Below are 19,071 nucleotides of genomic sequence, written 5' to 3'. Positions count from 1 at the left end.
GGCTAACTTATGTTCTCCCTATTCAATTGCCCTTGTTCCCTGGAGTTTTCATGAACACCGCCGCATTGCGCGAGCAGATCAAACTGGCCCAGCAGCACGAAGCCAGTACCGGCCTCCTGACCCGTCAGTTGGAGAGCCAATTGCCTCACCTGCACCCTGCCATCCAGCTGCCCGAAGTCGACGCCAAGGGCGTCATGACCCGTTTTGTCAGCGCCTATATCGACCAGGTTCCAGACCTTCTGGACGCCGCCAACTCTGTAGCCCGGGAAGCCGGCATCGAGTCGCAGATCAAGCCGGTGCTGAAGATCGCCGAGCAATTCTTCCTCCAGCCGCCGGCCATCATGGATGGCCACGTCGGCCTCGACGGCCTGCTGGATGAAGCCTATCTGGCCCACCGTCTGGTGGAAGAGGTCAACGACCTGTACATCAAGCATTTCGGCCGTCCGCTGATCCCCCTGGACATGACTGTCGCCAACCTCATCGCCCACCAACTGATCGGCGAAACCTTCGCCAACCAGCTGGACGAAGCGGTGCACCACGCCGTCGACGCCATGCTCGACGAAGAAAGCTTCGCCTTGGAGTCGGTGGAAGCCTACCGCGAGAAACTCAGCAGCCCGGACACCGAGGCCGCCTGGAAACGCTGGCCTTGCCTGTCACGCCAACTGGGCGTGGAACTGGAACTCGACCAGCCCGCCGCCTGACCCATTCCTCGCCAGCAAGGCTCGCAGCGAGCCTTGTGGCGAAGGGCCTGGCTCGCCCAAGCCCCTCCCGCCCACCCGGCGATTCAACCTCTCGCCGCAGCCGCCCCCACGCCGCTGGTGGTGGTCAACCGGCCCTCCAGGCGCCGCTTCAAGCCCCGCGTTTCGATCACCAGCCGCGAGCCCTTGGCACTGTTGGCCCGATTCCAGTCTTCCAGCAACTCCAGGCACGCATGGTCGATATAACTGAGGTTGCTGAGGGGCACATGCACAGTGGTGGCCGGGGGAATCGTCGCCAGTACCCGAGTCAGGGCCGGCACCTTGAGAAAGGTCGCAGCGCCGACCAGACGCAACTCCATCTCGCCTTCCTCTGCCAGGTCGATCAGGCTGATCTTCAAGCGCGACGCCTTGAACGCCAGCTTGGCCAGGGTCAGGGCAAAGCCGATCAGTACCCCGGTCAGCAGGTCGCTGAAAACAATCGCCAGGGCCGTCACCGCGTAAGTCAGCATCGGCATGCGCCCGTAGCGCCCCAGGCCGCGAAAGACCTTGAGGTCCACCAGCTTGAAGCCGGTGTAGACCAGCACCCCCGCCAGGCTCGCCACCGGAATGCTCTGCAGCACGCTGGACAGCACCAGCACGAAACCCAGCAGCCACAGGCCATGGAAAATCGTCGAATAACGGGTCTGGGCCCCGGCCTGGACATTGGCCGAGCTGCGCACGATGACCCCGGTCATGGGCAGGGCACCCAGCAGACCGCAGAGCATGTTGCCCACGCCCTGGGCCGACAGTTCACGGTCGAAGTCCGAGCGCTGGCCGCTGTGCATGCGATCCACCGCGGCGGCGGACAGCAGGGTTTCGGCACTGGCGATAAAGGCCACGGCGAAGGCGGCGATCAGCAGGTTGGGGTCCGCCAGGTTGAGCAGGTCGGCGGGGCGCAGCCAGTCGATGGCCTCGGCCAGGTTGGCCGGCACCTCGACCCGCTTCACCGGCAGCGCCAGCAGCAGGCTGGCCAGGGTCGCCAGCCCGACACCGAGCAGGGCACCGGGGATGAACCGCAGCGCCTGGGGCCGCCACTTGTCCCAGCCCCACATCACCGCGATGGTCGCTAACCCCAGCAAGCCAGCCTGCCACCCCAGGCTCGGCAAGGCCTGCGCCAGAGCCTGGGGAAAGCCCACAAGGTTATCCAGGCCCGAGGCCTGGGGCGCGGCATCGAGCATCACATGCACCTGGGACAGCACGATCAGCACGCCGATGCCCGCCAGCATGCCGTAGACCACCGCTGGCGCCGTGACCCGGAACCAGCAACCCAGGCGCAGGCGCCCGGCCAGCAATTGCAGCAGCCCGGCCAGCAGCAGGATCGGCCCGAGCATGGCCACCCCATGCTGGCGCACCAGCTCGAACACCAGCACCGCCAGCCCGGCCGCCGGCCCGCTGACCTGCAGGGGCGAGCCCGCCAGCCAGCCCACCACCAGGCCACCGATGATCCCGGTGATCAGGCCCTTGGCCGGCGGCAGGCCCGAGGCAATGGCGATCCCCATGCACAGGGGCAGGGCCACCAGAAACACCACCACCGAAGCCAGCAGCTCCCGTGGCAGGACACTTTTCAACTGTGCTGCACGCATGACAGTTCTCCCGACTTTTCTTCAGGCGTGGCAAAGCCGGGCCGCCAGATGGCAGCCCTGGCTACAACCACTCAGGGGGATTGAGGTAGGGTCAGAAACGCGCTTTGGGCGTCGCTACCGGGATCGGATGGCTGCCATCCAGAGGCAGGAAACAACCCTTGTCGGCGTCGTAGGCCTTGATCGAGCTGGTCTCGATGTCATAGACCCAGCCATGGATGAACAACTGGCCGTTGGCCATGCGCGAGGCCACGGAAGGATGGGTGCGCAGGTGCTGCAGTTGAGCAATGACGTTCTCTTCGGTCAGCACATGCATGCTGGAGGATTCGTCGGCGCAATCGCAGTTCTCGTGGACCATGGTCCGCGCTACTTCGGCGTGGCGCAGCCAGGCCTTGACCGTGGGCATTTTCTCCAGGCTCTGCGGGTTGAGTACCGCGCGCATGGCGCCGCAATCCGAGTGCCCGCAGACGATGATGTGATGCACCCCCAGGGCCAGAACCGCGTACTCGATCGCCGTGGAAACACCACCGTTCATCTGCCCGTAGGGCGGCACCACGTTGCCCACGTTGCGGGTCACGAAAAGATCGCCCGGGGAGCTTTGGGTGATCAGCTCGGGAACGATGCGCGAGTCGGCGCAGGCAATGAACATCGCCCGCGGCCGCTGAGCGGTGGCGAGTTTCTTGAACAGCTCTTCCTGCTGCGGGAAGACTTCATGATGAAAATGCAAAAAGCCGTCAACGATGTGCTGCAGCGCTGCATCGGCGGTCTCGGCGACTTCTGTGGGTGTCGGAGCCGACGCAGCCAACGGCTGTTTATCCTGGTCACTCATGATTCATTCTCTCTGTCGGATGGGGTGAATTTTCCAGAAATATCCGGCACGACGCCAACGATCGATTAAAAAACAACCAACTGCGCTGGCGGCGACCCGTGGGTCACTCGATGAACAAGGTAGCCATCCATACTTAACTCAAACTGAACGGAAGGCTCTAGAACGCCACTATCGGCGATGGCAAAAGGCGACCAGCGTACCCGGGGAACGCTGCGCCCACTGCTCAGTGATTGGCCAATGCCGCTCACAGCAACGACATCTGCCCACCCGGCGGACAAAAGGCCGAACAGTCAAGATCGAAGCCCTCGCGACGGGCGAGCCCCAGGCGCTTGAGGGCCTTGGCGAAGCGCTGGGCCAGCAGGTCGGCAAAAGGTCCTTCACCGCGCATGCGGGCACCGAAACGGCTGTCGTAGAGCTCGCCGCCCCGGCTCTGGCGAATCAGGCTGAGCACATGGGCCGCCCGCTGCGGGTAATGCGCCGCCAACCACTCCTCGAACAGCGGCGCCACTTCCAGGGGCAGGCGCAGCATCATGTAGGCCGCGCTCTGCGCCCCTGCGGCATGGGCCTCGCTGAGCAGGCTTTCCAGCTCGCTGTCGTTGATCATCGGGATCATCGGCGAACACAGCACGCCCACCGGGATGCCCGCCCCGCGCATCACCCGGATGGCCCGCAAGCGCGCCTTGGGCGCCGCCGCCCGGGGCTCGAGAATGCGCTTCAACTCATCGTCCAAAGTGGTCAGGCTGATCATCACCACCACCAGGCGCTGGCGCGCCAGCTCGCTCAGCAGGTCCAGGTCCCGGAGGATCAACGAGCCCTTGGTGACGATGGTCACCGGGTGTCGATAGCGCAGCAGCACCTCCAGGGTGCGCCGGGTCAACTGCTGTTCGCGCTCGATGGGCTGGTAGGGATCGGTATTGGACCCCAGGTTGATCGGTGCACAGCGATAGCCGGGCTTGGACAGTTGCTGCTCCAGCAAGGCCGCGGTGTTGCTCTTGGCGATCAGCTTGGTTTCGAAATCCAGCCCCGGGGACAGGTCCCAATAGGCGTGGCTGGGCCGCGCGTAGCAATAGATGCAACCGTGCTCGCAACCGCGATAGGGGTTGATGGAGCGGTCGAAGGGCAGGTCCGGCGAACTGTTGCGGGTGATGATCGACTTGGCCGTTTCAAAGCGCACCTCGGTGCCCTGGGTCAACGGCACCTCCTGGTACCAGCCATCATCCTCGGCCACCGAACGATTGGGCGCAAAACGGTTGTGCGGATTGCTCGCGGTACCGCGACCACGGGGAGGCAGGGGGTTGAACATGGAAGCACTCCATAACTGTATGCACATACAGTAATGGAGCCGGATTTACCTGACCAGCACCGTCGGACCGAAACCCACCCCTGCCAGCGGACGTTCCCCAATGCGACACAACGCGTACCGCATTCTTGGCCGACAAGCCGGCTACTGCGGGCGTGTGGCGTTAGGGTATAAGGCAGGCTCAAAGAACAGGAGCACAAGCATGCCCAGGACACCCGGCACGCTGGAAAAGATTTTCTACGCCGCAGAGGCCTACCTCCCCAGCTACGAACAAGGTGCCGACCTGATCATCGTCAGGGCACCCGACGGGCAGTTGTGGGGAGTGGCCTGCGAATTCGAGCTGTGCACCCAGGACATCGAAAAGGCCACTGTGAACGGCCAGCAACCCTTCGATGAAGCGGACCCGAAGTTCGCCGAGGTGCGCTGGAGCCCCTGCCACGACGGCATCGGCCTGCTCCCCGCAAGCTGGCAAGACCTGATGACCGCCGGGCTGGCGGACTGCATCGCCGGCTATCAGCTGGAAAGCCGCCTGGGCATCCAGCGCTTCACCCAGGGCTGAACGGCCATCCCGGGCCGGCGCCCGCAGCGAGCGCCGGCCTTGGGGCTAGTGGCTGGTGACCTGCCCCAGGTCGTCGTTGGAGGTGCTCTGCAAGTCGCCGTTGCGCAGCGCCGCCACATCCCCGGGCTTCACCGCCGAGGCCTGGTTGCCCCAGCTGCTGCGGATGAAGTTGACCACATCGGCCACCTCCTGGTCCGACAGACGCCAGGCGAAGGCCGGCATGGTGAAAGTCGAAGGCGCGCTGTGGGTCGCTGGCAAGGTGCCGCCCTTGAGCACGATATGGATCAGCGAGGTGGCATCCGCCGATTGCAGCACGGGGTTGCCCGCCAGCGCCGGGAACACCCGGGTGTAGCCGTGGCCGTCGGTGCGGTGGCAGGCCGCGCAGTTGTCGATGTACACCGCCGCGCCCGGCTTGCTGTCGTCACCGTTCCACAGGGCCTGGGCCACTTGCTTGTCGTACTGGTGCGGCTGGTCCTTGGGGTCATTGGCCGGCAGGGACTTGAGATAGCGGGCAATCGCCGTCAGGTCTGCGTCGGTCATGTACTGCATGCTGTGGACCACCACATCGCTCATGCCGCCGAACACCGCGCTGCGATCACTGCGACCGGTCTTGAGGAACTGCACCAGTTGCTCTTCGCTCCAGCTGCCCAGGCCATCCTTGTGATCGCCACGCAGGCTCTTGGCGATCCAGCCCTCCAGCGGCGCGCTGCCAAACAGGAAGTCGCTGCCATCGCTGACGCTCAGGGCCTTCTCCTGCATGGTCAGGGCCCGTGGCGTGTGGCAGGCGCCGCAGTGGCCCAGGCCTTCCACCAGGTAGGCACCACGGCTGATCACCGGATCGGTGCCAGCCGCAGGTGCCGGGGTCTCCACGCTCGGGGCGAACATCCAGCGCCAGATGGACAACGGCCAGCGCATGCTCAGGGGCCAGGGAATGTCACTGTCCTGGTTGTCCCGGGCCACCGGTGCCACGCCCTTCATGAAGTAGGCATACAACGCCTGCATGTCGGCGTCGCTGACTCGGGCGTAGGAAGGAAACGGCATGGCCGGGTACAGGGTGCTGCCGCCCTTGGCCACACCATGGCGCACCGCTTTGTCGAAGTCCTCGAAGCTGTAGTCGCCGATGCCGGTCTTGTCCGGGGTGATGTTGGTGGAATAGATCACGCCGATGGGGGTCTCCATCGGCAGCCCGCCGGCGAACGGCTTGCCGTCCTTGGCGGTATGGCAGGCTACGCAGTCACCGGCGCGGGCCAGGTATTCGCCCTGTTGCACCAGGGCTTGCTGATCCGCTTCGGCAGCATTGGCGGCTGCGCTGCCCAGCAGCGCCAGGGTGGCGATAACGAGTGCTTTCATGGTCATCGCTCCTTATGCCTGAACCAGCGGGCCGGGTTTTTTCAGGTACTGCTCGCGGATCGCCCGGGCCGACCAGTAGGTCAACGCTGCCACCAGGCCGGTAGGGTTGTAGCCCAGGCCTTGAGGGAAGGCCGAAGCCCCGGGCACGAAGACGTTGTGCACGTCCCAGCTTTGCAGGTAGCGGTTCAGGGCGCTGGTCTTGGGGTCGGTGCCCATGATCGCGCCGCCGTTCAAGTGGGTGGTCTGGTAGGACGCAGTGTTGAAGTGCTCACCGACCTTCTTGCCCAGCAAGGCAATGGCCTTGGGGTTCATCGCCTCGGCGATCTTGCCCATTTTCTCCACCATGAAGCGGTTCATCTTGATGTCGTTTTCCTGCCAGTCGAAGGTCATCCGCAGCAGGGGCAAGCCGTAGGCATCGCGGTACACCGGGTCCAGATCCAGGTAGTTGCCACGGTAGGACTGATGCGCTCCGTGGGCGTCCATGGAGACCTGATGGGTGTAGTAGTCGGCGGTGGCTTTCTTCCAGGCACTGCCCCAGGCCGGGGTACCCGGCGGGTTGGAGGTGCCGGCGATGGGCCGGCTGCCGGCCTGGTTGACCCACATCGGCGAGCCGCCGACAAAGCCGTGGGGGCCGTGGTCGAAGTTGTCGGCGTTGAAGTCGTCCACCGCCACGCCGTTGCCGCCGGCGCCGATGAAGTTGTTGGTGTGCACGTCCTTGTCGAAGTAGGCCTTGATGGTGGCCATGTTCTGGTAGGCGAAGTTCTTGCCCACCACGCCTTCGCCGGTGATCGGGTCGTAGGGCTTGCCGATGCCCGACAGCAACATCAGGCGCACGTTGTGGAACTGGAAGGCGCCGAGGATCACCAGGTCCGCCGGCTGCTCGATCTCGCGGCCCTGGCCATCGACGTAGGTGACGCCGGTGGCGCGGGTCTTGCTGCTGTCGAGGTTGACCCTGAGCACGTGGGAGTTGGGCCGCAGCTCGAAGTTCGGCAGCGGCTTGAGGGCCGGCAGGATGTTCACGTTGGGCGAGGCCTTGGAGTACATGTAGCAGACGTAGCCGCTGCAGAAGCCGCAAAAGTTGCACGGCCCCATCTGTGCGCCATAGGGGTTGGTGTAAGGCCCCGAGGTATTGGCCGACGGCAGGTTGTAGGGCTTGTAGCCCACCTCATTGGCCGCTTTCTGAAACAGCTGTGCGGAATAGGTGTTCTTCTGCGATTCCAGCGGGAAGTGGTCCGAGCGATCCGGCGCATAAGGGTTGCCGCCCTTGCCGTCGCCCACCAGTTGGCCCTTCACGGTCCAGGCCTGGCCCGAAGTGCCGAAGACCTTTTCCGCGTAGTCGAAGAACGGCTCCAGCTCTTCATAGCTGACGCCGAAGTCCTGGATGGTCATGTCCTTGGGGATGAAGTTCTTGCCGTAGCGTTCTTCGTAGTGGCTGCGCATGCGCAGCTCGATGGGGTCGACGCGAAAATGCACCCCGGACCAGTGCAGGCCGGCGCCGCCCACACCATTGCCCGGCAGGAAGGCCCCCAATTGACGGTTGGGCAGGGCCACGTCGTTGACGCTGTGGCGGATGGTCACCGTCTCCTTGGAGATGTCCTGGAAGAGTTTCTTGCGCACGCTGTAGGTGAGTTCGTCGATCACCTGGGGATAGTTGCCATCCGGGTAGGTGTCCTGCATCGGCCCGCGTTCCAGCGCCAGCACATTGAGCCCGGCCTCGGTCAGTTCCTTGGCCATGATCGCGCCGGTCCAGCCGAAACCGACGATCACTGCGTCGACCTTCTTCATCACTGTTGCCATGCTCAAGCCCTCTCGCCGCGAATCGATACAGCCGGGAAGGGGTATTGCTCGTTGCGTTCCACCCAATCCATGAAATCGGCGCGAGCGCCGGGAAAGCCGATCAGGGTCCAGCCCACCAGGCCTTTATTGCCCCCGTGGATCGGATCGCTGAAGAAGCCTTCCTTGGTGTTCTGCAACAGCAGATTGAAGAAAAGCTTGGCCGGGACCGCGTCGAACTGCGGGGTTCCGGCCTCCAGTTGCTTGAGCAAATCGTCTCGGGTAGCGCTGTCTTGCGCAGCAAATGTTTGCCCCTTGAGCTCTTTGCACCACGCATCCGTGGCGGCAATGCCCAGGCGATAGATGTCCTTGGGCACCAGTTTGCTCTGCCAGCCCATCTCCGGTGCGGCGTCGGCCTTGAACGGGCCTTGCATGTACCACAGGGCGCCAGCGGCGTAGGGGGTATTCATCTGCCGGTCGATGTATTCCGGCACGCCGGCTTCCAGGGCGCCCGGGCCCATTTCATCGGCCGGGATCAGGCGTTCCACCGCGGCCTTGATGAAGGCCCACTCCTCGGCGGTGAAATAGCCCGGCTCATAGCCCTGGCCGCTGCCGGCGGGCTGCTTGCCCGGCGTGGCCGGTGTGGCAGCGGCGGCCGTTTCAGGTGCAGCCGCCAGCAGGGAGCCGCCCAGGCCGGTGCTGGCGACGGTGACCACAGGGATCAAGGTCAGGGATTTACGCAAGAACTCACGCCGCGGGTTGTCTCGATCTTGATCAGACATGGGTGCACCTCATCAGGCATTGATGGATTGGTCAGCCGCGTCATGGCGCGACTTTGTGTTTTGGCAACGCAAAAGGCCGGGAAGACCCGGTTTTATGAACACATCAGCAAACTTTAGTTACAAATGGTAGCAGGCTAAGCATCCAGATGAATCGTTTCAGGCGGAAAAAAGATCAGAAACCGCCGGAAAAAGCGGATCAGCTTCACGATTCTTTGACAGGGGGCTCACGGGGCTTTGACCCCGACAAATCGATACTGCGCGGCATTGAATCCCCTCATCGGTGATCCCGCGCATGTCGAGCATTCGTTTCATCCCGGCCCTTTGCCTGTCGTTGCTGGCGCTGCTGGCCGGGCCCCAGGTACAAGCCGCCGAGGCCCCCTCCAGCCGCCCGGACCAATGGGCACAGCCAGTGGAAAAGCAGTACAACCTGTACCAAATGTCCCCGACCCTGTATCGCAGCGCCCTGCCGGACAAAGGCGCGGTGCCGCTGCTGCAGCAGCTCAAGGTGGCAACGGTGATCAACTTCCTGCCGGAATCCGACGCCAGCTGGCTGTCGGCACCGGGCATCAACCAGGTGCAGTTGCCTTATCGCACCAACCATGTGGACGACGCCGATGTGCTCAAGGCCCTGCGCGCAATCCAGAGCGCCGAAGCCCAAGGCCCGGTGCTGATGCACTGCAAGCATGGTTCGGACCGCACCGGCCTGATGTCGGCCATGTACCGGGTGGTGATCCAGGGTTGGAGCAAAGAAGAAGCGCTGAATGAAATGACCCAGGGTGGGTACGGCGACAGTTCCCACTTCAAGGATGGTATTCGCTACATGATGCAGGCCGATGTCGACAAACTGCGCACCGCCCTGGCCAATGGCGATTGCAGCACCAGCGTATTCGCCACCTGTTCGGTGAAGAGCTGGTTCGAGACGGTGAGCGCGACCAAGCCGCTGAGCAACTGAGCACCACACCCTGTGTAGGAGCGAGCTTGCTTGCGAAAACCCAGGGGGCGAGGGAAGGGCGGCGAATCGCTTCGCCGGCAAGCTGAACTGGCCTAATAATTTTGGACACCCAAATCGGGCGCTATGATGGCGCCCAAATCAGAGGTGTTTGGATATGCGTAATTCTTATTCGGGTGAGTTCAAGCTCAAGGCGGCCAGCATGGTGTTGGACGAGGGACTATCGGTTCCCGAGGTTTGCGCCAGTTTGAGTGTTGGTCCTACGGCGCTGCGTCGCTGGGTTGAACAAGTTCGTCAAGAGCGCCAGGGATCGATTCCGGTCGGGGCCAAAGCGATTACCGCCGATCAGCGAGAAATCCAACAACTCAAAGCCTTGCTCAGGCAAAAAGATCAGGATATCGAAATCCTAAAAAAGGCCAGTGCTCTCCTGCTGTTGGACGCCAAAGATCACTCTCGCTGATCGATGAGCTGGGTGAGCAATACGGCGTGAACAAGTGCTGCCGCGTGCTGGGAATTAGCCGCAGCAGCTTTTACGCATGGCGCGAGCGCCAAGGCCGAGCTCGGCCCGAACGAGAGAAGCTCAAAGCCTTGCTGGTCAAGCACCATAAGGCTTCCAGGGCATCTGCCGGCTCGCGCACCCTGGCCAAGGTGCTGCAAGCCAATGGGCATAGTGTCGGACGGTACATGGCTCGCAGCCTGATGCGAGAAGCCGGTATCGCCAGTCGTCAGCGTCGACGCCACAAGTACAAGTCCTCCGGCGTGGAAGCGCTGGTGGCGCCCCACGTGCTCAAGCGTCAGTTTGAGGTTACGGCGATGAATCAGGTGTGGTGCGGCGACGTCACGTACATCAAGGTCGGCAAGCGCTGGCTGTATTTTGCCGCAGTTCTGGACTTGTTCGCCCGCAGGATCGTGGGCTGGTCGTTTTCGATGATCTCTGATGCCTCGCTGACCTGTGAAGCCTTGCGGATGGCCGTCGAGCTACGGGGGCGTCCCAAAGACGTGTTGTTTCACTCCGATCAAGGTTGCCAGTACACCAGCCATAAGTTCAGGAATGAGCTGCTGGAACTTGGGCACCGGCAAAGTATGAGTCGTAAAGGTGAATGCTGGGACAACGCTGCGATGGAGCGTTTCTTTGGCAGTTTGAAGTCGGAGTGGGTACCTGAAACAGGCTACAGCTCGGAGCATGAGGCCCGAACGGATGTACAGCGCTACGTCATGCGCTACAACACCATCAGGCCTCACAGTTATAACGACTATTGGTCGCCGGTAGCGATGGAGAAACTGGCGGCGTAGAACCTTAATCGGTGTCCAGGATTACTTGACCAGTTCAAGCCGGCTCCTAAGGGGGAGCCGGCTTTTTATTGCGGGTCAGTCGGTCTTTTTCTTCAACTTGGGGTTGGGGAAAAACTGCACCGATTGCACCTTGATGTCCGCCACCTTGGGCGTCGCGCTGTTGACCCGGGTCCCGAGTTCCTTGGGCACCGACAGCCCCTGTTCGTTGAGGGTGTCGGAGTAGCCACAGGCCACGCACTCGCGATGAGGCACATCGTCCTCACTCCACATCATCAGCTTGTCCTGCTCACTGCACGCCGGGCATACCGCCCCGGCGATAAAGCGTTTCTTGGTCTTCACGGGTGCGTCACTCATGCTGCCGCGTCCTCGCTGAGGCCGCTGTGGCGCAAGAGTGCGTCAATCGACGGTGCGCGTCCGCGGAAATCGACGAACAGCACCATAGGCTCCTGGGAGCCGCCACGGGCCAGGATCGCCTCGCGGAACGCACGCCCGGTGGCCGAATTGAGCACACCCTCTTCCTCGAACCTGGAGAAGGCGTCGGCCGACAGCACTTCCGCCCACTTGTAGCTGTAGTACCCCGCGGCATAACCGCCGGCGAAGATGTGCGCGAAGCTGTTGGGGAAGCGGTTGTAGGCCGGCGGGCGCATCACCGAGACTTCGTCGCGCACGGTTTCCAGCACTTGCAGCACGCTGCGGCCGTCGCCGTGGGTGGCGTGCAGTTCGAAGTCGAACAGGGAAAATTCCAGCTGGCGCACCATCATCAGCCCGGACTGGAAGTTCTTCGCCGCCAGCATCTTCTGCAGCAGGTCCTGGGGCAGCGGTTCGCCGCTTTCATAGTGGCCGGAGATCAGTGCCAGGCCTTCCGGCTCCCAGCACCAGTTTTCCATGAACTGGCTCGGCAGCTCGACGGCGTCCCAGGCCACGCCGTTGATCCCGGACACTCCGGCGTGCTCGACCCGGGTCAGCAGGTGGTGCAGGCCGTGGCCGAATTCGTGGAACAGGGTGGTGACTTCATCGTGGGTCAGCAAGGCCGGCTTGCCGCTGACCGCCGGAGTGAAGTTGCACACCAGGTTGGCTACCGGGCTTTGCAATACCCCGTCCAGCGTGCGACGGCGATCGCGGGCACCGTCCATCCAGGCACCGCCGCGCTTGTTGGCACGGGCATAGAGGTCGAAGAAGAAGCGGCCGACGTGCTGGCCGTTTTCCTTGATCTCGAACAGGCGCACGTCCGGGTGCCAGGTATCGAAACCTTTCTGCTCGGCGATCTCGATGCCGTACAGGCGCTGGACAATGGCGAACAGCCCGCTCAGCACCTTGTCGATGGGGAAATAGGCGCGCAGGGCTTCCTGGGAAACGCTGTAGCGCTGCTCACGCAGCTTCTCGCCATAGAAACCGCTGTCCCAGCTTTGCAGGTCGGGGCAACCCTGTTCGGCGGCGTAGGCCTTGAGCTGCTCCAGGTCCTGGGCGGCAAACGGCTTGCTGCGCTTGGCCAGGTCCCGCAGGAAGCTCAGCACCTGGTCGCTGGACTCGGCCATCTTGGTGGCCAGGCTCAACTCGGAGAAGCTGGCGAAACCCAGGAGCTTGGCCAACTCCTGACGCAGGTCGAGGATCTCTTCCATCACCGGGCCGTTGTCGTTCTGACCGGCGTTAGGGCCCTGGTCCGACGCGCGGGTGCTGTAGGCGGCATAGACTTCTTCGCGCAGGGCACGGTCCTGGGCGTAGGTCATCACTGCGTAGTAGCTGGGGAATTCCAGGGTGATCAGCCAGCCTTCCAGGTCCTTGGCCTGGGCGGCGGCAGCCATTTGCGCCTTGGCCGAGTCGGTCAGGCCGGCCAGGGCGGCTTCGTCGGTGATGTGCTTGGTCCAGGCCTGGGTGGCATCCAGCAGTTGGTTGGAGAACCGGCTGCCCAGCTCGGAAAGCTTGCTCTGCACCTCGGCATAACGCTTTTGCTGCTCGGGCGGCAGATCGATGCCCGACAGGCGGAAGTCCCGCAGGGAGTGTTCGAGGATAGTCTTCTGCGCCACGTCGAAACCGGCGGCTTCCGGGCTCTTGGCCAGGGCGTCGAAGGCCTGGAACAGCTCGCGGTTCTGGCCCATTTCCGTGGAATAGGCGCTCAAGGCCGGCAGGCAGGCCTCGTAGGCTTCACGCAGTTCGGCGCTGTTGCACACTGCGTTGAGGTGGCTGACCGGGCTCCAGGCAGCGCCCAGGCGATCATTGAGCTCGTCCATGGCCAGCACCAGGCCAGCCCAGGTCGGCTGGGTGGCTTGGGTCTTGAGGATGTCAGCGATGGCGGCGCGGTTGTCAGCCAGGATCTGTTCGATGGCCGGTTGCACATGCTCGGCGCGGATCGCCGAGAACGGCGGCAGGTCGTAGGGCTGCAGAAGAGGGTTGTTCACACTCACGGTGGGCACCTTGGCTGGAAGAAACATTGAGCCATCTTAATTACAATCGACGCCCACCGCAGCTATAGCCCCCATTAATAAATCTCAGAGAGGCATTCGCACTTGGCCATTCGCAGCTACCAGAACCACACCCCGAACCTGGGCGAGCGGGCCTTTGTCGACCACTCGGCGGTGGTCATCGGCGACGTGGAAATCGGCGCCGACAGCTCGGTCTGGCCGCTGACCGTGATCCGCGGCGACATGCACCGCATCCGCATCGGCGCACGCACCAGCGTGCAGGACGCCAGCGTGCTGCACATCACCCACGCCGGCCCGTTCAACCCCGACGGCTTCCCGCTGCTGATCGGCGACGACGTGACCATCGCCCACAAGGTCATGCTCCACGGTTGCAGCATCGGCAGCCGGGTGCTGATCGGCATGGGCAGCATTGTCATGGACGGCGCGGTGGTGGAGGACGATGTGATAGTCGGCGCCGGCAGCCTGGTGCCACCGGGCAAACGCCTGGAAAGCGGCTTTCTCTATGTGGGCAGCCCGGTGAAGCAGGCGCGCCCGCTGACCGACAAGGAGCGCGCCTTCTTCACCTACAGCGCCGCCAACTACGTCAAGCTCAAGGATCTGCACCTGGCCGAAGGCTACGACCGGCCCTGAGCCCCCCCTTGCACAGCCCAGGAATCCCCATGCATTACCAAACCGTACTGTTCGACCTCGATGGCACCCTCACCGACCCTCGCGAGGGCATCACCCGTTCGATCCAGTTCGCCCTGGGCAAACTGGGCATCGACGAGCCGGACCTGAGCAAACTGGAACACTTCATCGGCCCGCCGCTGTTGCAGGCCTTCATGCAGTTCTACGGCTTCGACGAGGCCCGAGCCTGGGAAGCGGTGAACTTCTATCGCGAACGCTTCAAGGTCACCGGCCTGTATGAAAACCGCGTCTTCGATGGCGTCACGCCGCTGCTGGAAACGCTCTGCGGGCAAGGGCGGCAACTGTACATCGCGACCTCCAAGCCCTGGGTCTTCGCCCGGGAGATCGCCCGTCACTTCGACTTCGCCAAGCACTTCAAGGTGATCTACGGCAGCGAACTGGACGGCACCCGCACCGACAAGGTGGAGCTGATCGCCCATCTGCTGGAGCAGGAGCAACTCGACCCTGCCAGCACATTGATGATCGGCGACCGCAAGCACGACCTGATCGGCGCCAGGCGCAACGGGCTGGACGCGGCGGCGGTGGGTTATGGCTTTGGCAGCCATGAGGAATTGACTGCCGAAGCCCCGGCCTATCACTTCCAGACCCTGGGCGAGCTGCACCAGGCGTTTTTGCCGCGTTAAGGCACAGGCTTCGCCGGCAAGCCGGATGCTACAGGCCCGAAGCAGGAGCCGGCGCCAGGGCGACTGTGTCCTGCAACCGGATCAGGGCCGCCTTGCGCTCCTCGGCCGGCAAACGTCCCAGCGTCTCCACGGCGGCGAAGAATGCCGGCCAGTCCCCCTTCACCTGCCTGAACAAGGCGGCAAACGCCGGCACCCATTGGTCATACAGGCCGAAGGGCAGCAGCCGGGCGTTGTTCAGCGGGGTGTTGATCCAGGCGTCATAGCGCTTGGAACCGGCCCACTGGCTGTCGCGCAACTGCCGATACTCGCTGCGCATGCGCTCGAACTCCGCGGCCTTGCGCTGGCGCATCTGCTCGGCGGGCAAGGGCAGGGCATACAGCTGCTCCAGGCGCTTGCGGGTGTCGAGCACCAGCTGGGTGAACTGGTCACGCTGGCGCAACTCGCCGTCGCTCAATGGCGCCAGCCCGCGATAGGCCCGCCACTGGCGGGTGCCTTCCTGCTCGACGAAGGTGGCGTAGGACTCGTTGAACTCGGTGTCGTCCTTCACATAGAAGCGCTGGTGCGCCAGCTCGTGGAAGATCAGGGTCGCCAGGCGCTCCTCGCCCCAGTGCATCATCGAACTGATGATCGGGTCGTCGAACCAGCCCAGGGTGGAATAGGCCTCGACCCCGCCGATCGCCACGTCCATGCCCTTCAACTGCTGCAACGCCGCCTCGCCCCGGGCCGCGCCCTGGCTGTAATAGCCGCGGTAAGCCACGCAACCGGCAATGGGAAAGCAGTGGGTTTGCGGGTTCAGGGAAAACTCCGGGGTGGCGAACACGTTCCACACCACATAGGGCCGCCCGATGTCGACGTACAGCCGATAGCTGCGGTTGTCCGGCAGGTGCAGGTGCTCACTGGCAAAGCGGCGTGCCTGCTGCGACTGGGCCAGATGGGCGCGCAGGCTCGCATCGCGGCTCGGGTCGGCGACGACTTGCGCCACCGGCACACGGGCTCGCAGCAGCTGCAATTGGCCACTGGCCAGCTGGCTGTAATAACCGACGCTGCTGCAACCGTTGAGCAGCAAAAGCATCAGTGCCGGAAACAAAAACCGTAAAAGAGGATCAAGTAACCCATGGCTTGAACACGGCCTAATCAAATCGAATCATCCACAGAGAGTCTGTCCGCAAGACTATCTCGCCAGCCTGGAGTTTCGCCATGCGCGTGTTGTTGTTGACCACCGGCCTGCTGACCCTCGGCGGTTGCGCCGGCCTGCCCGACCCCGACCCGGCCCAGGCCTGGGTCGACCTGGCTCCGCCCCGGAACACCCACCTGCAGGCATTGGAGGTGGACGCCAAGAACATCGATGATCCGCGCTATTTCCAGGTCCAGCCCGGCAGCCATGAACTGACCCTGCGCTACCAGTTCGCCGTGCAACCCAGCAACATCGGGCCAGACGCCGAGCCGCTGTGGCGCGATTGCCAGCTGAACGTGAAATTCAAGGATTTCGGTGCCGGCCAGCGCTACCAGGTACAGGCCGGGAACATCGGTTTCCACCCCTGGGCCAGGCTCTACGACGAGCAGCACACCCTGCTCGACAAAGCCCGGCCAGCAGGCTGCCAGCGCAGTTGAACGGCGCTATGCTGAGGGCCTCTCGCTCACTCGGCCCCAGTCATGCGTCCATTTCTACTGTTTCTCGCCCTTGGCACCCTCAGCGCCTGCACTACGCCCCTGCCGGGCGTCGATCCGCAACAGGCCTGGATCGACCTGGCCACCCCGACGCCCGGGGGCAAGCTGGTCATGGCCGAACGCCTGGACAACCAGCGCCTGGACGACGGGCGCTTCTTCCAGGTCAGCCCCGGCAGCCACGAATTGATGGTGCGCTTCGATTTCGAAGTGTTCGCCGGCGGCATGGGCATGAACAACGATCCCCAGGAGCGCCTGTGCTACCTGAGCCTGCGCTACGACCATTTCCAGGCCGGCCAGCGCTATCGCCTGGAGGCGCGCAACCTGGGGTTCACCCCCAGCGCCCGGCTGTACAACGCCCAGCGCGAAATAGTCGCCGAGGAGCGCATGATCAACTGCGTGCCCTGAGTCGGGTCAGCGATCGTTCTTCTGATAGATGATCTTCCTGGTGCCGTTTTCACAGCTGCCGACCACCATGTTGTTGTCGTGGACCTCGTCGTTGGTGACGATTTCCAGGGTGTAGGAAGGTACGCCCTGGGCCTGGATCTTGGCTTCGATCTCGGCCTTGAGTTCCTCGCAGGGCTTGGGCGCGGCCAGGGCCGATGTGGCCAGCGCACAACTAACAACCGCCAAGGCAAAACGTTTCATGATCTAAAGCTCCCTTGCTGCGGTGCACACGGGGGTGCGCTGAAGCCGCAGTCGCGTATTCGACCACAGGTGCTTGTCCGCCGCACAGGCGCATTCGCCGGCAAGCCCGCTCCTACGGACCGTTGCAGGAGCCGGCTTGCCGGCCAAGCAGTTGCCTCAACTCAGCAGTGTCGCATCCAGGCTGATCTTGGCGTTGAGCACCTTGGACACCGGGCACCCTTCCTTGGCCTTCTTGCTCAGCTCATCGAACTGCTGCTGGCTGGCACCGGGGATCTTCGCCTTGAGGATCAGGTGCACCGCGGTAATGGCAAAGCCGCCATCGACCTGGTCCAGGGTCACTTCTGCCTGGGTGTCGATGCTGTCCGCCTTGAGCCCGGCCTCGCCAAGGATCATGGAAAAGGCCATGGAGAAACAGCCCGCGTGGGCCGCGCCAATCAGTTCCTCCGGGTTGGTGCCCTTGCCGCCTTCGAAACGCGCCTTGAAGCCGTAGGGCGCCTCACGCAACACGCCGGTTTCGGTCGAGATCGAGCCAATGCCGGTTTTCAGGTCACCTTCCCAGTGCGCCGAGGCTTTCTTTTTGATGCTCATCGCTTTCTCCTCAAGAACCGGTGCAAAAGTTCGCACCCTGATGTTTTTTGTTGCCTAAGGGTTCTGAGGATAGATCCGATGGCAAAGTTCAGCCGTTGTCGCCGATGCCCGTTTACCCGACAAATTCACTCAGGCTATTGAAACTCGGGTATATGCCCACATTGCATAGATCTGACTTACAGACTTCGGCAGGTTTTGGCTCATGACAAAAGCCTGCGCACCCCAAGGAGAAGCAGGCTTATGAAACCGCTGTCCGCTGTTAAATACTCGACCCTCGACCTGGTGCCCGTGCGTGAAAACGGCAGCCCGGGGCAGTCCCTGCGCAACTCCCTGGACTTGGCGCAGCATGTGGAGAAGCTCGGTTACACGCGCTTCTGGGTCGCCGAGCACCACAACATGGACGGTATCGCCAGTTCCGCCACCTCGGTGCTGATCGGCTACCTGGCGGGCGGTACTTCGACCATTCGAGTCGGTTCCGGCGGGGTCATGCTGCCCAACCACGCGCCCCTGGTGATCGCCGAACAGTTCGGCACCCTGGAAAGCCTGTACCCGGGGCGCATCGACCTGGGACTGGGCCGCGCCCCGGGTTCCGACCAGATGACCGCCCGCGCCCTGCGCCGGGAACGTTCCGGCAGCGCCGACGATTTCCCTGAGGACGTGGCCGAACTGATGGCCTACCTGGGCCCGCGAACCCCCGAACAACGGGTGATCGCCATGCCGGGCACCGGCACCAACGTGCCGGTATGGCTGCTGGGCTCCAGCCTGTTCAGTGCACAACTGGCCGGGGAACGGGGCTTGCCTTACGCCTTCGCCTCGCATTTCGCACCGCGCTACATGCACGAGGCGATTCGCGTCTACCGCAACCACTTCAAGCCTTCGGCGGTGCTCGACAAGCCCTATGTGATGCTTGGCGTGCCGCTGGTGGCAGCCGACACCGACGAACAGGCCGATTACCTGGCGACTTCGGTGTACCAGCGCATCCTGGCGCTGATGCGTGGCCAGAGCCTGGTCCAGCGCAAACCGGTGCAAAGCATGGACGGCCTGTGGCTACCCCATGAGAAGGAAGCGGTCGCCAGCTTCCTCGGCCTGGCGATGGTCGGCAGCCCAGCGAAAATCCGCGCCAAGCTGGAGGTGCTGATCGAGCAGACCGGAGCCGATGAGCTGATCTTCACCTGCGATCTGTACGAACACGCCGATCGGCTGCACTCCTACGAGCTGCTGTCACAGGTGATGAAAGGCTGAAACGACAGGCATGAAAAAGCCGACGTTCTGCGTCGGCTTTTTTTTG

General features: G+C 63.2%; 21 protein-coding genes. 10 read left to right on the top strand and 11 right to left on the bottom strand.

Features of this window, described 5'->3' with window-relative positions; translation table 11 throughout:
- Window positions 1–50 precede the first annotated feature (50 nt).
- Window positions 51–701: a hypothetical protein gene (locus ABCR88_RS00330; protein ID WP_015633641.1), complete on the top strand. Its 651-nt coding sequence runs from the start codon at window positions 51–53 to the stop codon at window positions 699–701.
- A gap of 83 nt (window positions 702–784) precedes the next feature.
- Here the strand turns inward: ABCR88_RS00330 and ABCR88_RS00325 are convergent, their stop codons facing one another.
- The 3 genes from ABCR88_RS00325 to ABCR88_RS00315 form a co-directional block, all read right to left on the bottom strand.
- Entirely contained in the window at window positions 785–2,320 is a 1,536-nt protein-coding gene (locus ABCR88_RS00325; RefSeq protein WP_011058447.1) for a SulP family inorganic anion transporter, read from the bottom strand.
- Window positions 2,321–2,411: 91 nt separating this feature from the next.
- On the bottom strand, window positions 2,412–3,146 hold the full coding sequence (locus ABCR88_RS00320) for a carbonic anhydrase (RefSeq protein ID WP_041114975.1): 735 nt from the start codon (window positions 3,144–3,146) through the stop codon (window positions 2,412–2,414).
- 244 nt (window positions 3,147–3,390) lie between these two features.
- Window positions 3,391–4,449: a PA0069 family radical SAM protein gene (locus ABCR88_RS00315; RefSeq protein WP_350023436.1), complete on the bottom strand. Its 1,059-nt coding sequence runs from the start codon at window positions 4,447–4,449 to the stop codon at window positions 3,391–3,393.
- A gap of 199 nt (window positions 4,450–4,648) precedes the next feature.
- Here ABCR88_RS00315 and ABCR88_RS00310 point away from each other — a divergent pair, with 199 nt between their 5' ends.
- Complete coding sequence (locus ABCR88_RS00310) at window positions 4,649–5,005, top strand: hypothetical protein (RefSeq protein ID WP_065364963.1); 357 nt, start codon at window positions 4,649–4,651, stop codon at window positions 5,003–5,005.
- A gap of 45 nt (window positions 5,006–5,050) precedes the next feature.
- On the opposite strand, the gene ABCR88_RS00305 is transcribed toward ABCR88_RS00310, so the two are convergent.
- From ABCR88_RS00305 to ABCR88_RS00295, 3 genes are read right to left on the bottom strand one after another with little or no spacing between them, the layout of a single operon-like run.
- On the bottom strand, window positions 5,051–6,355 hold the full coding sequence (locus tag ABCR88_RS00305) for a cytochrome c (RefSeq protein WP_350023435.1): 1,305 nt from the start codon (window positions 6,353–6,355) through the stop codon (window positions 5,051–5,053).
- Window positions 6,356–6,367: 12 nt separating this feature from the next.
- On the bottom strand, window positions 6,368–8,152 hold the full coding sequence (locus tag ABCR88_RS00300; RefSeq protein ID WP_350023434.1) for a GMC family oxidoreductase: 1,785 nt from the start codon (window positions 8,150–8,152) through the stop codon (window positions 6,368–6,370).
- Window positions 8,153–8,154: 2 nt separating this feature from the next.
- Window positions 8,155–8,910, bottom strand: coding sequence for a gluconate 2-dehydrogenase subunit 3 family protein (locus ABCR88_RS00295; protein ID WP_041114967.1), 756 nt, complete (start codon window positions 8,908–8,910; stop codon window positions 8,155–8,157).
- Window positions 8,911–9,202: 292 nt separating this feature from the next.
- On the opposite strand from ABCR88_RS00295, the gene ABCR88_RS00290 reads away from it, so the two are divergent.
- The 3 genes from ABCR88_RS00290 to ABCR88_RS00280 all read left to right on the top strand — a co-directional run bounded on the left by ABCR88_RS00290 (window position 9,203) and on the right by ABCR88_RS00280 (window position 11,152).
- Window positions 9,203–9,862: a tyrosine-protein phosphatase gene (locus ABCR88_RS00290; RefSeq protein ID WP_019095605.1), complete on the top strand. Its 660-nt coding sequence runs from the start codon at window positions 9,203–9,205 to the stop codon at window positions 9,860–9,862.
- Between the two features lie 154 nt (window positions 9,863–10,016).
- Window positions 10,017–10,319, top strand: coding sequence for a transposase (locus tag ABCR88_RS00285; RefSeq protein WP_350023010.1), 303 nt, complete (start codon window positions 10,017–10,019; stop codon window positions 10,317–10,319).
- A 26-nt stretch (window positions 10,320–10,345) separates the two neighbouring features.
- A complete protein-coding gene (locus ABCR88_RS00280) occupies window positions 10,346–11,152 on the top strand; it encodes an IS3 family transposase (RefSeq protein ID WP_350023009.1) in 807 nt (268 codons plus the stop codon).
- A gap of 75 nt (window positions 11,153–11,227) precedes the next feature.
- Here ABCR88_RS00280 and ABCR88_RS00275 read toward each other — a convergent pair whose 3' ends face one another.
- Both ABCR88_RS00275 and prlC read right to left on the bottom strand, forming a co-directional pair.
- Window positions 11,228–11,506: a YheV family putative zinc ribbon protein gene (locus ABCR88_RS00275; protein WP_011058440.1), complete on the bottom strand. Its 279-nt coding sequence runs from the start codon at window positions 11,504–11,506 to the stop codon at window positions 11,228–11,230.
- Window positions 11,503–13,581, bottom strand: a complete 2,079-nt coding sequence (gene prlC, locus ABCR88_RS00270) for an oligopeptidase A (RefSeq protein WP_019095604.1) — start codon at window positions 13,579–13,581, stop codon at window positions 11,503–11,505. Before prlC ends, ABCR88_RS00275 begins: the two co-directional genes overlap by 4 nt.
- 75 nt (window positions 13,582–13,656) lie before the next feature.
- Between prlC and ABCR88_RS00265 the strand changes: the two genes are divergently transcribed.
- A complete protein-coding gene (locus ABCR88_RS00265) occupies window positions 13,657–14,202 on the top strand; it encodes a gamma carbonic anhydrase family protein (protein WP_041114965.1) in 546 nt (181 codons plus the stop codon).
- A 29-nt stretch (window positions 14,203–14,231) separates the two neighbouring features.
- Window positions 14,232–14,882: an HAD family hydrolase gene (locus tag ABCR88_RS00260; RefSeq protein WP_041114963.1), complete on the top strand. Its 651-nt coding sequence runs from the start codon at window positions 14,232–14,234 to the stop codon at window positions 14,880–14,882.
- A gap of 28 nt (window positions 14,883–14,910) precedes the next feature.
- Here ABCR88_RS00260 and ABCR88_RS00255 read toward each other — a convergent pair whose 3' ends face one another.
- Window positions 14,911–16,020 carry an aminopeptidase gene (locus tag ABCR88_RS00255; RefSeq protein ID WP_041114961.1) on the bottom strand — a complete coding sequence of 370 codons (1,110 nt, stop codon included), beginning with the start codon at window positions 16,018–16,020 and terminating at the stop codon, window positions 14,911–14,913.
- 59 nt (window positions 16,021–16,079) lie between these two features.
- Here ABCR88_RS00255 and ABCR88_RS00250 point away from each other — a divergent pair, with 59 nt between their 5' ends.
- Window positions 16,080–16,493, top strand: a complete 414-nt coding sequence (locus tag ABCR88_RS00250; protein WP_015633631.1) for a hypothetical protein — start codon at window positions 16,080–16,082, stop codon at window positions 16,491–16,493.
- A 42-nt stretch (window positions 16,494–16,535) separates the two neighbouring features.
- Window positions 16,536–16,955: a hypothetical protein gene (locus tag ABCR88_RS00245; protein WP_011058434.1), complete on the top strand. Its 420-nt coding sequence runs from the start codon at window positions 16,536–16,538 to the stop codon at window positions 16,953–16,955.
- 6 nt (window positions 16,956–16,961) lie between these two features.
- Here the strand turns inward: ABCR88_RS00245 and ABCR88_RS00240 are convergent, their stop codons facing one another.
- Together ABCR88_RS00240 and ABCR88_RS00235 are read right to left on the bottom strand one after the other, a co-directional pair.
- Window positions 16,962–17,195, bottom strand: a complete 234-nt coding sequence (locus ABCR88_RS00240; RefSeq protein WP_011058433.1) for a DUF1161 domain-containing protein — start codon at window positions 17,193–17,195, stop codon at window positions 16,962–16,964.
- Window positions 17,196–17,351: 156 nt separating this feature from the next.
- The gene (locus ABCR88_RS00235; protein ID WP_011058432.1) at window positions 17,352–17,783 is read right to left on the bottom strand and encodes an OsmC family protein; all 432 of its coding nucleotides are present in this window, start codon (window positions 17,781–17,783) and stop codon (window positions 17,352–17,354) included.
- A 240-nt stretch (window positions 17,784–18,023) separates the two neighbouring features.
- Between ABCR88_RS00235 and ABCR88_RS00230 the strand changes: the two genes are divergently transcribed.
- Window positions 18,024–19,025: an LLM class flavin-dependent oxidoreductase gene (locus ABCR88_RS00230; RefSeq protein ID WP_041114960.1), complete on the top strand. Its 1,002-nt coding sequence runs from the start codon at window positions 18,024–18,026 to the stop codon at window positions 19,023–19,025.
- Window positions 19,026–19,071: the final 46 nt, after the last annotated feature.

This window comes from Pseudomonas sp. W17 (genome assembly GCF_040268305.1).
Classification (GTDB): domain Bacteria; phylum Pseudomonadota; class Gammaproteobacteria; order Pseudomonadales; family Pseudomonadaceae; genus Aquipseudomonas; species Aquipseudomonas protegens.
The sequence above is the reverse complement of the archived record's forward strand: the minus strand, read 5'-3'. Positions and strand labels throughout refer to the sequence as shown.

Coding starts and splice junctions, on each gene's coding strand:
- ABCR88_RS00260 (WP_041114963.1), top strand. CDS start 14,232: ATGCATTACCAAACCGTACTGTTCGACCTCGATGGCACCCTCACCGAC.
- ABCR88_RS00250 (WP_015633631.1), top strand. CDS start 16,080: ATGCGCGTGTTGTTGTTGACCACCGGCCTGCTGACCCTCGGCGGTTGC.
- ABCR88_RS00235 (WP_011058432.1), bottom strand. CDS start 17,783: ATGAGCATCAAAAAGAAAGCCTCGGCGCACTGGGAAGGTGACCTGAAA.
- ABCR88_RS00240 (WP_011058433.1), bottom strand. CDS start 17,195: ATGAAACGTTTTGCCTTGGCGGTTGTTAGTTGTGCGCTGGCCACATCG.
- prlC (WP_019095604.1), bottom strand. CDS start 13,581: ATGTTTCTTCCAGCCAAGGTGCCCACCGTGAGTGTGAACAACCCTCTT.
- ABCR88_RS00315 (WP_350023436.1), bottom strand. CDS start 4,449: ATGTTCAACCCCCTGCCTCCCCGTGGTCGCGGTACCGCGAGCAATCCG.
- ABCR88_RS00310 (WP_065364963.1), top strand. CDS start 4,649: ATGCCCAGGACACCCGGCACGCTGGAAAAGATTTTCTACGCCGCAGAG.
- ABCR88_RS00295 (WP_041114967.1), bottom strand. CDS start 8,910: ATGTCTGATCAAGATCGAGACAACCCGCGGCGTGAGTTCTTGCGTAAA.
- ABCR88_RS00285 (WP_350023010.1), top strand. CDS start 10,017: ATGCGTAATTCTTATTCGGGTGAGTTCAAGCTCAAGGCGGCCAGCATG.
- ABCR88_RS00290 (WP_019095605.1), top strand. CDS start 9,203: ATGTCGAGCATTCGTTTCATCCCGGCCCTTTGCCTGTCGTTGCTGGCG.
- ABCR88_RS00320 (WP_041114975.1), bottom strand. CDS start 3,146: ATGAGTGACCAGGATAAACAGCCGTTGGCTGCGTCGGCTCCGACACCC.
- ABCR88_RS00305 (WP_350023435.1), bottom strand. CDS start 6,355: ATGAAAGCACTCGTTATCGCCACCCTGGCGCTGCTGGGCAGCGCAGCC.
- ABCR88_RS00300 (WP_350023434.1), bottom strand. CDS start 8,152: ATGGCAACAGTGATGAAGAAGGTCGACGCAGTGATCGTCGGTTTCGGC.
- ABCR88_RS00275 (WP_011058440.1), bottom strand. CDS start 11,506: ATGAGTGACGCACCCGTGAAGACCAAGAAACGCTTTATCGCCGGGGCG.
- ABCR88_RS00230 (WP_041114960.1), top strand. CDS start 18,024: ATGAAACCGCTGTCCGCTGTTAAATACTCGACCCTCGACCTGGTGCCC.
- ABCR88_RS00330 (WP_015633641.1), top strand. CDS start 51: ATGAACACCGCCGCATTGCGCGAGCAGATCAAACTGGCCCAGCAGCAC.
- ABCR88_RS00325 (WP_011058447.1), bottom strand. CDS start 2,320: ATGCGTGCAGCACAGTTGAAAAGTGTCCTGCCACGGGAGCTGCTGGCT.
- ABCR88_RS00245 (WP_011058434.1), top strand. CDS start 16,536: ATGCGTCCATTTCTACTGTTTCTCGCCCTTGGCACCCTCAGCGCCTGC.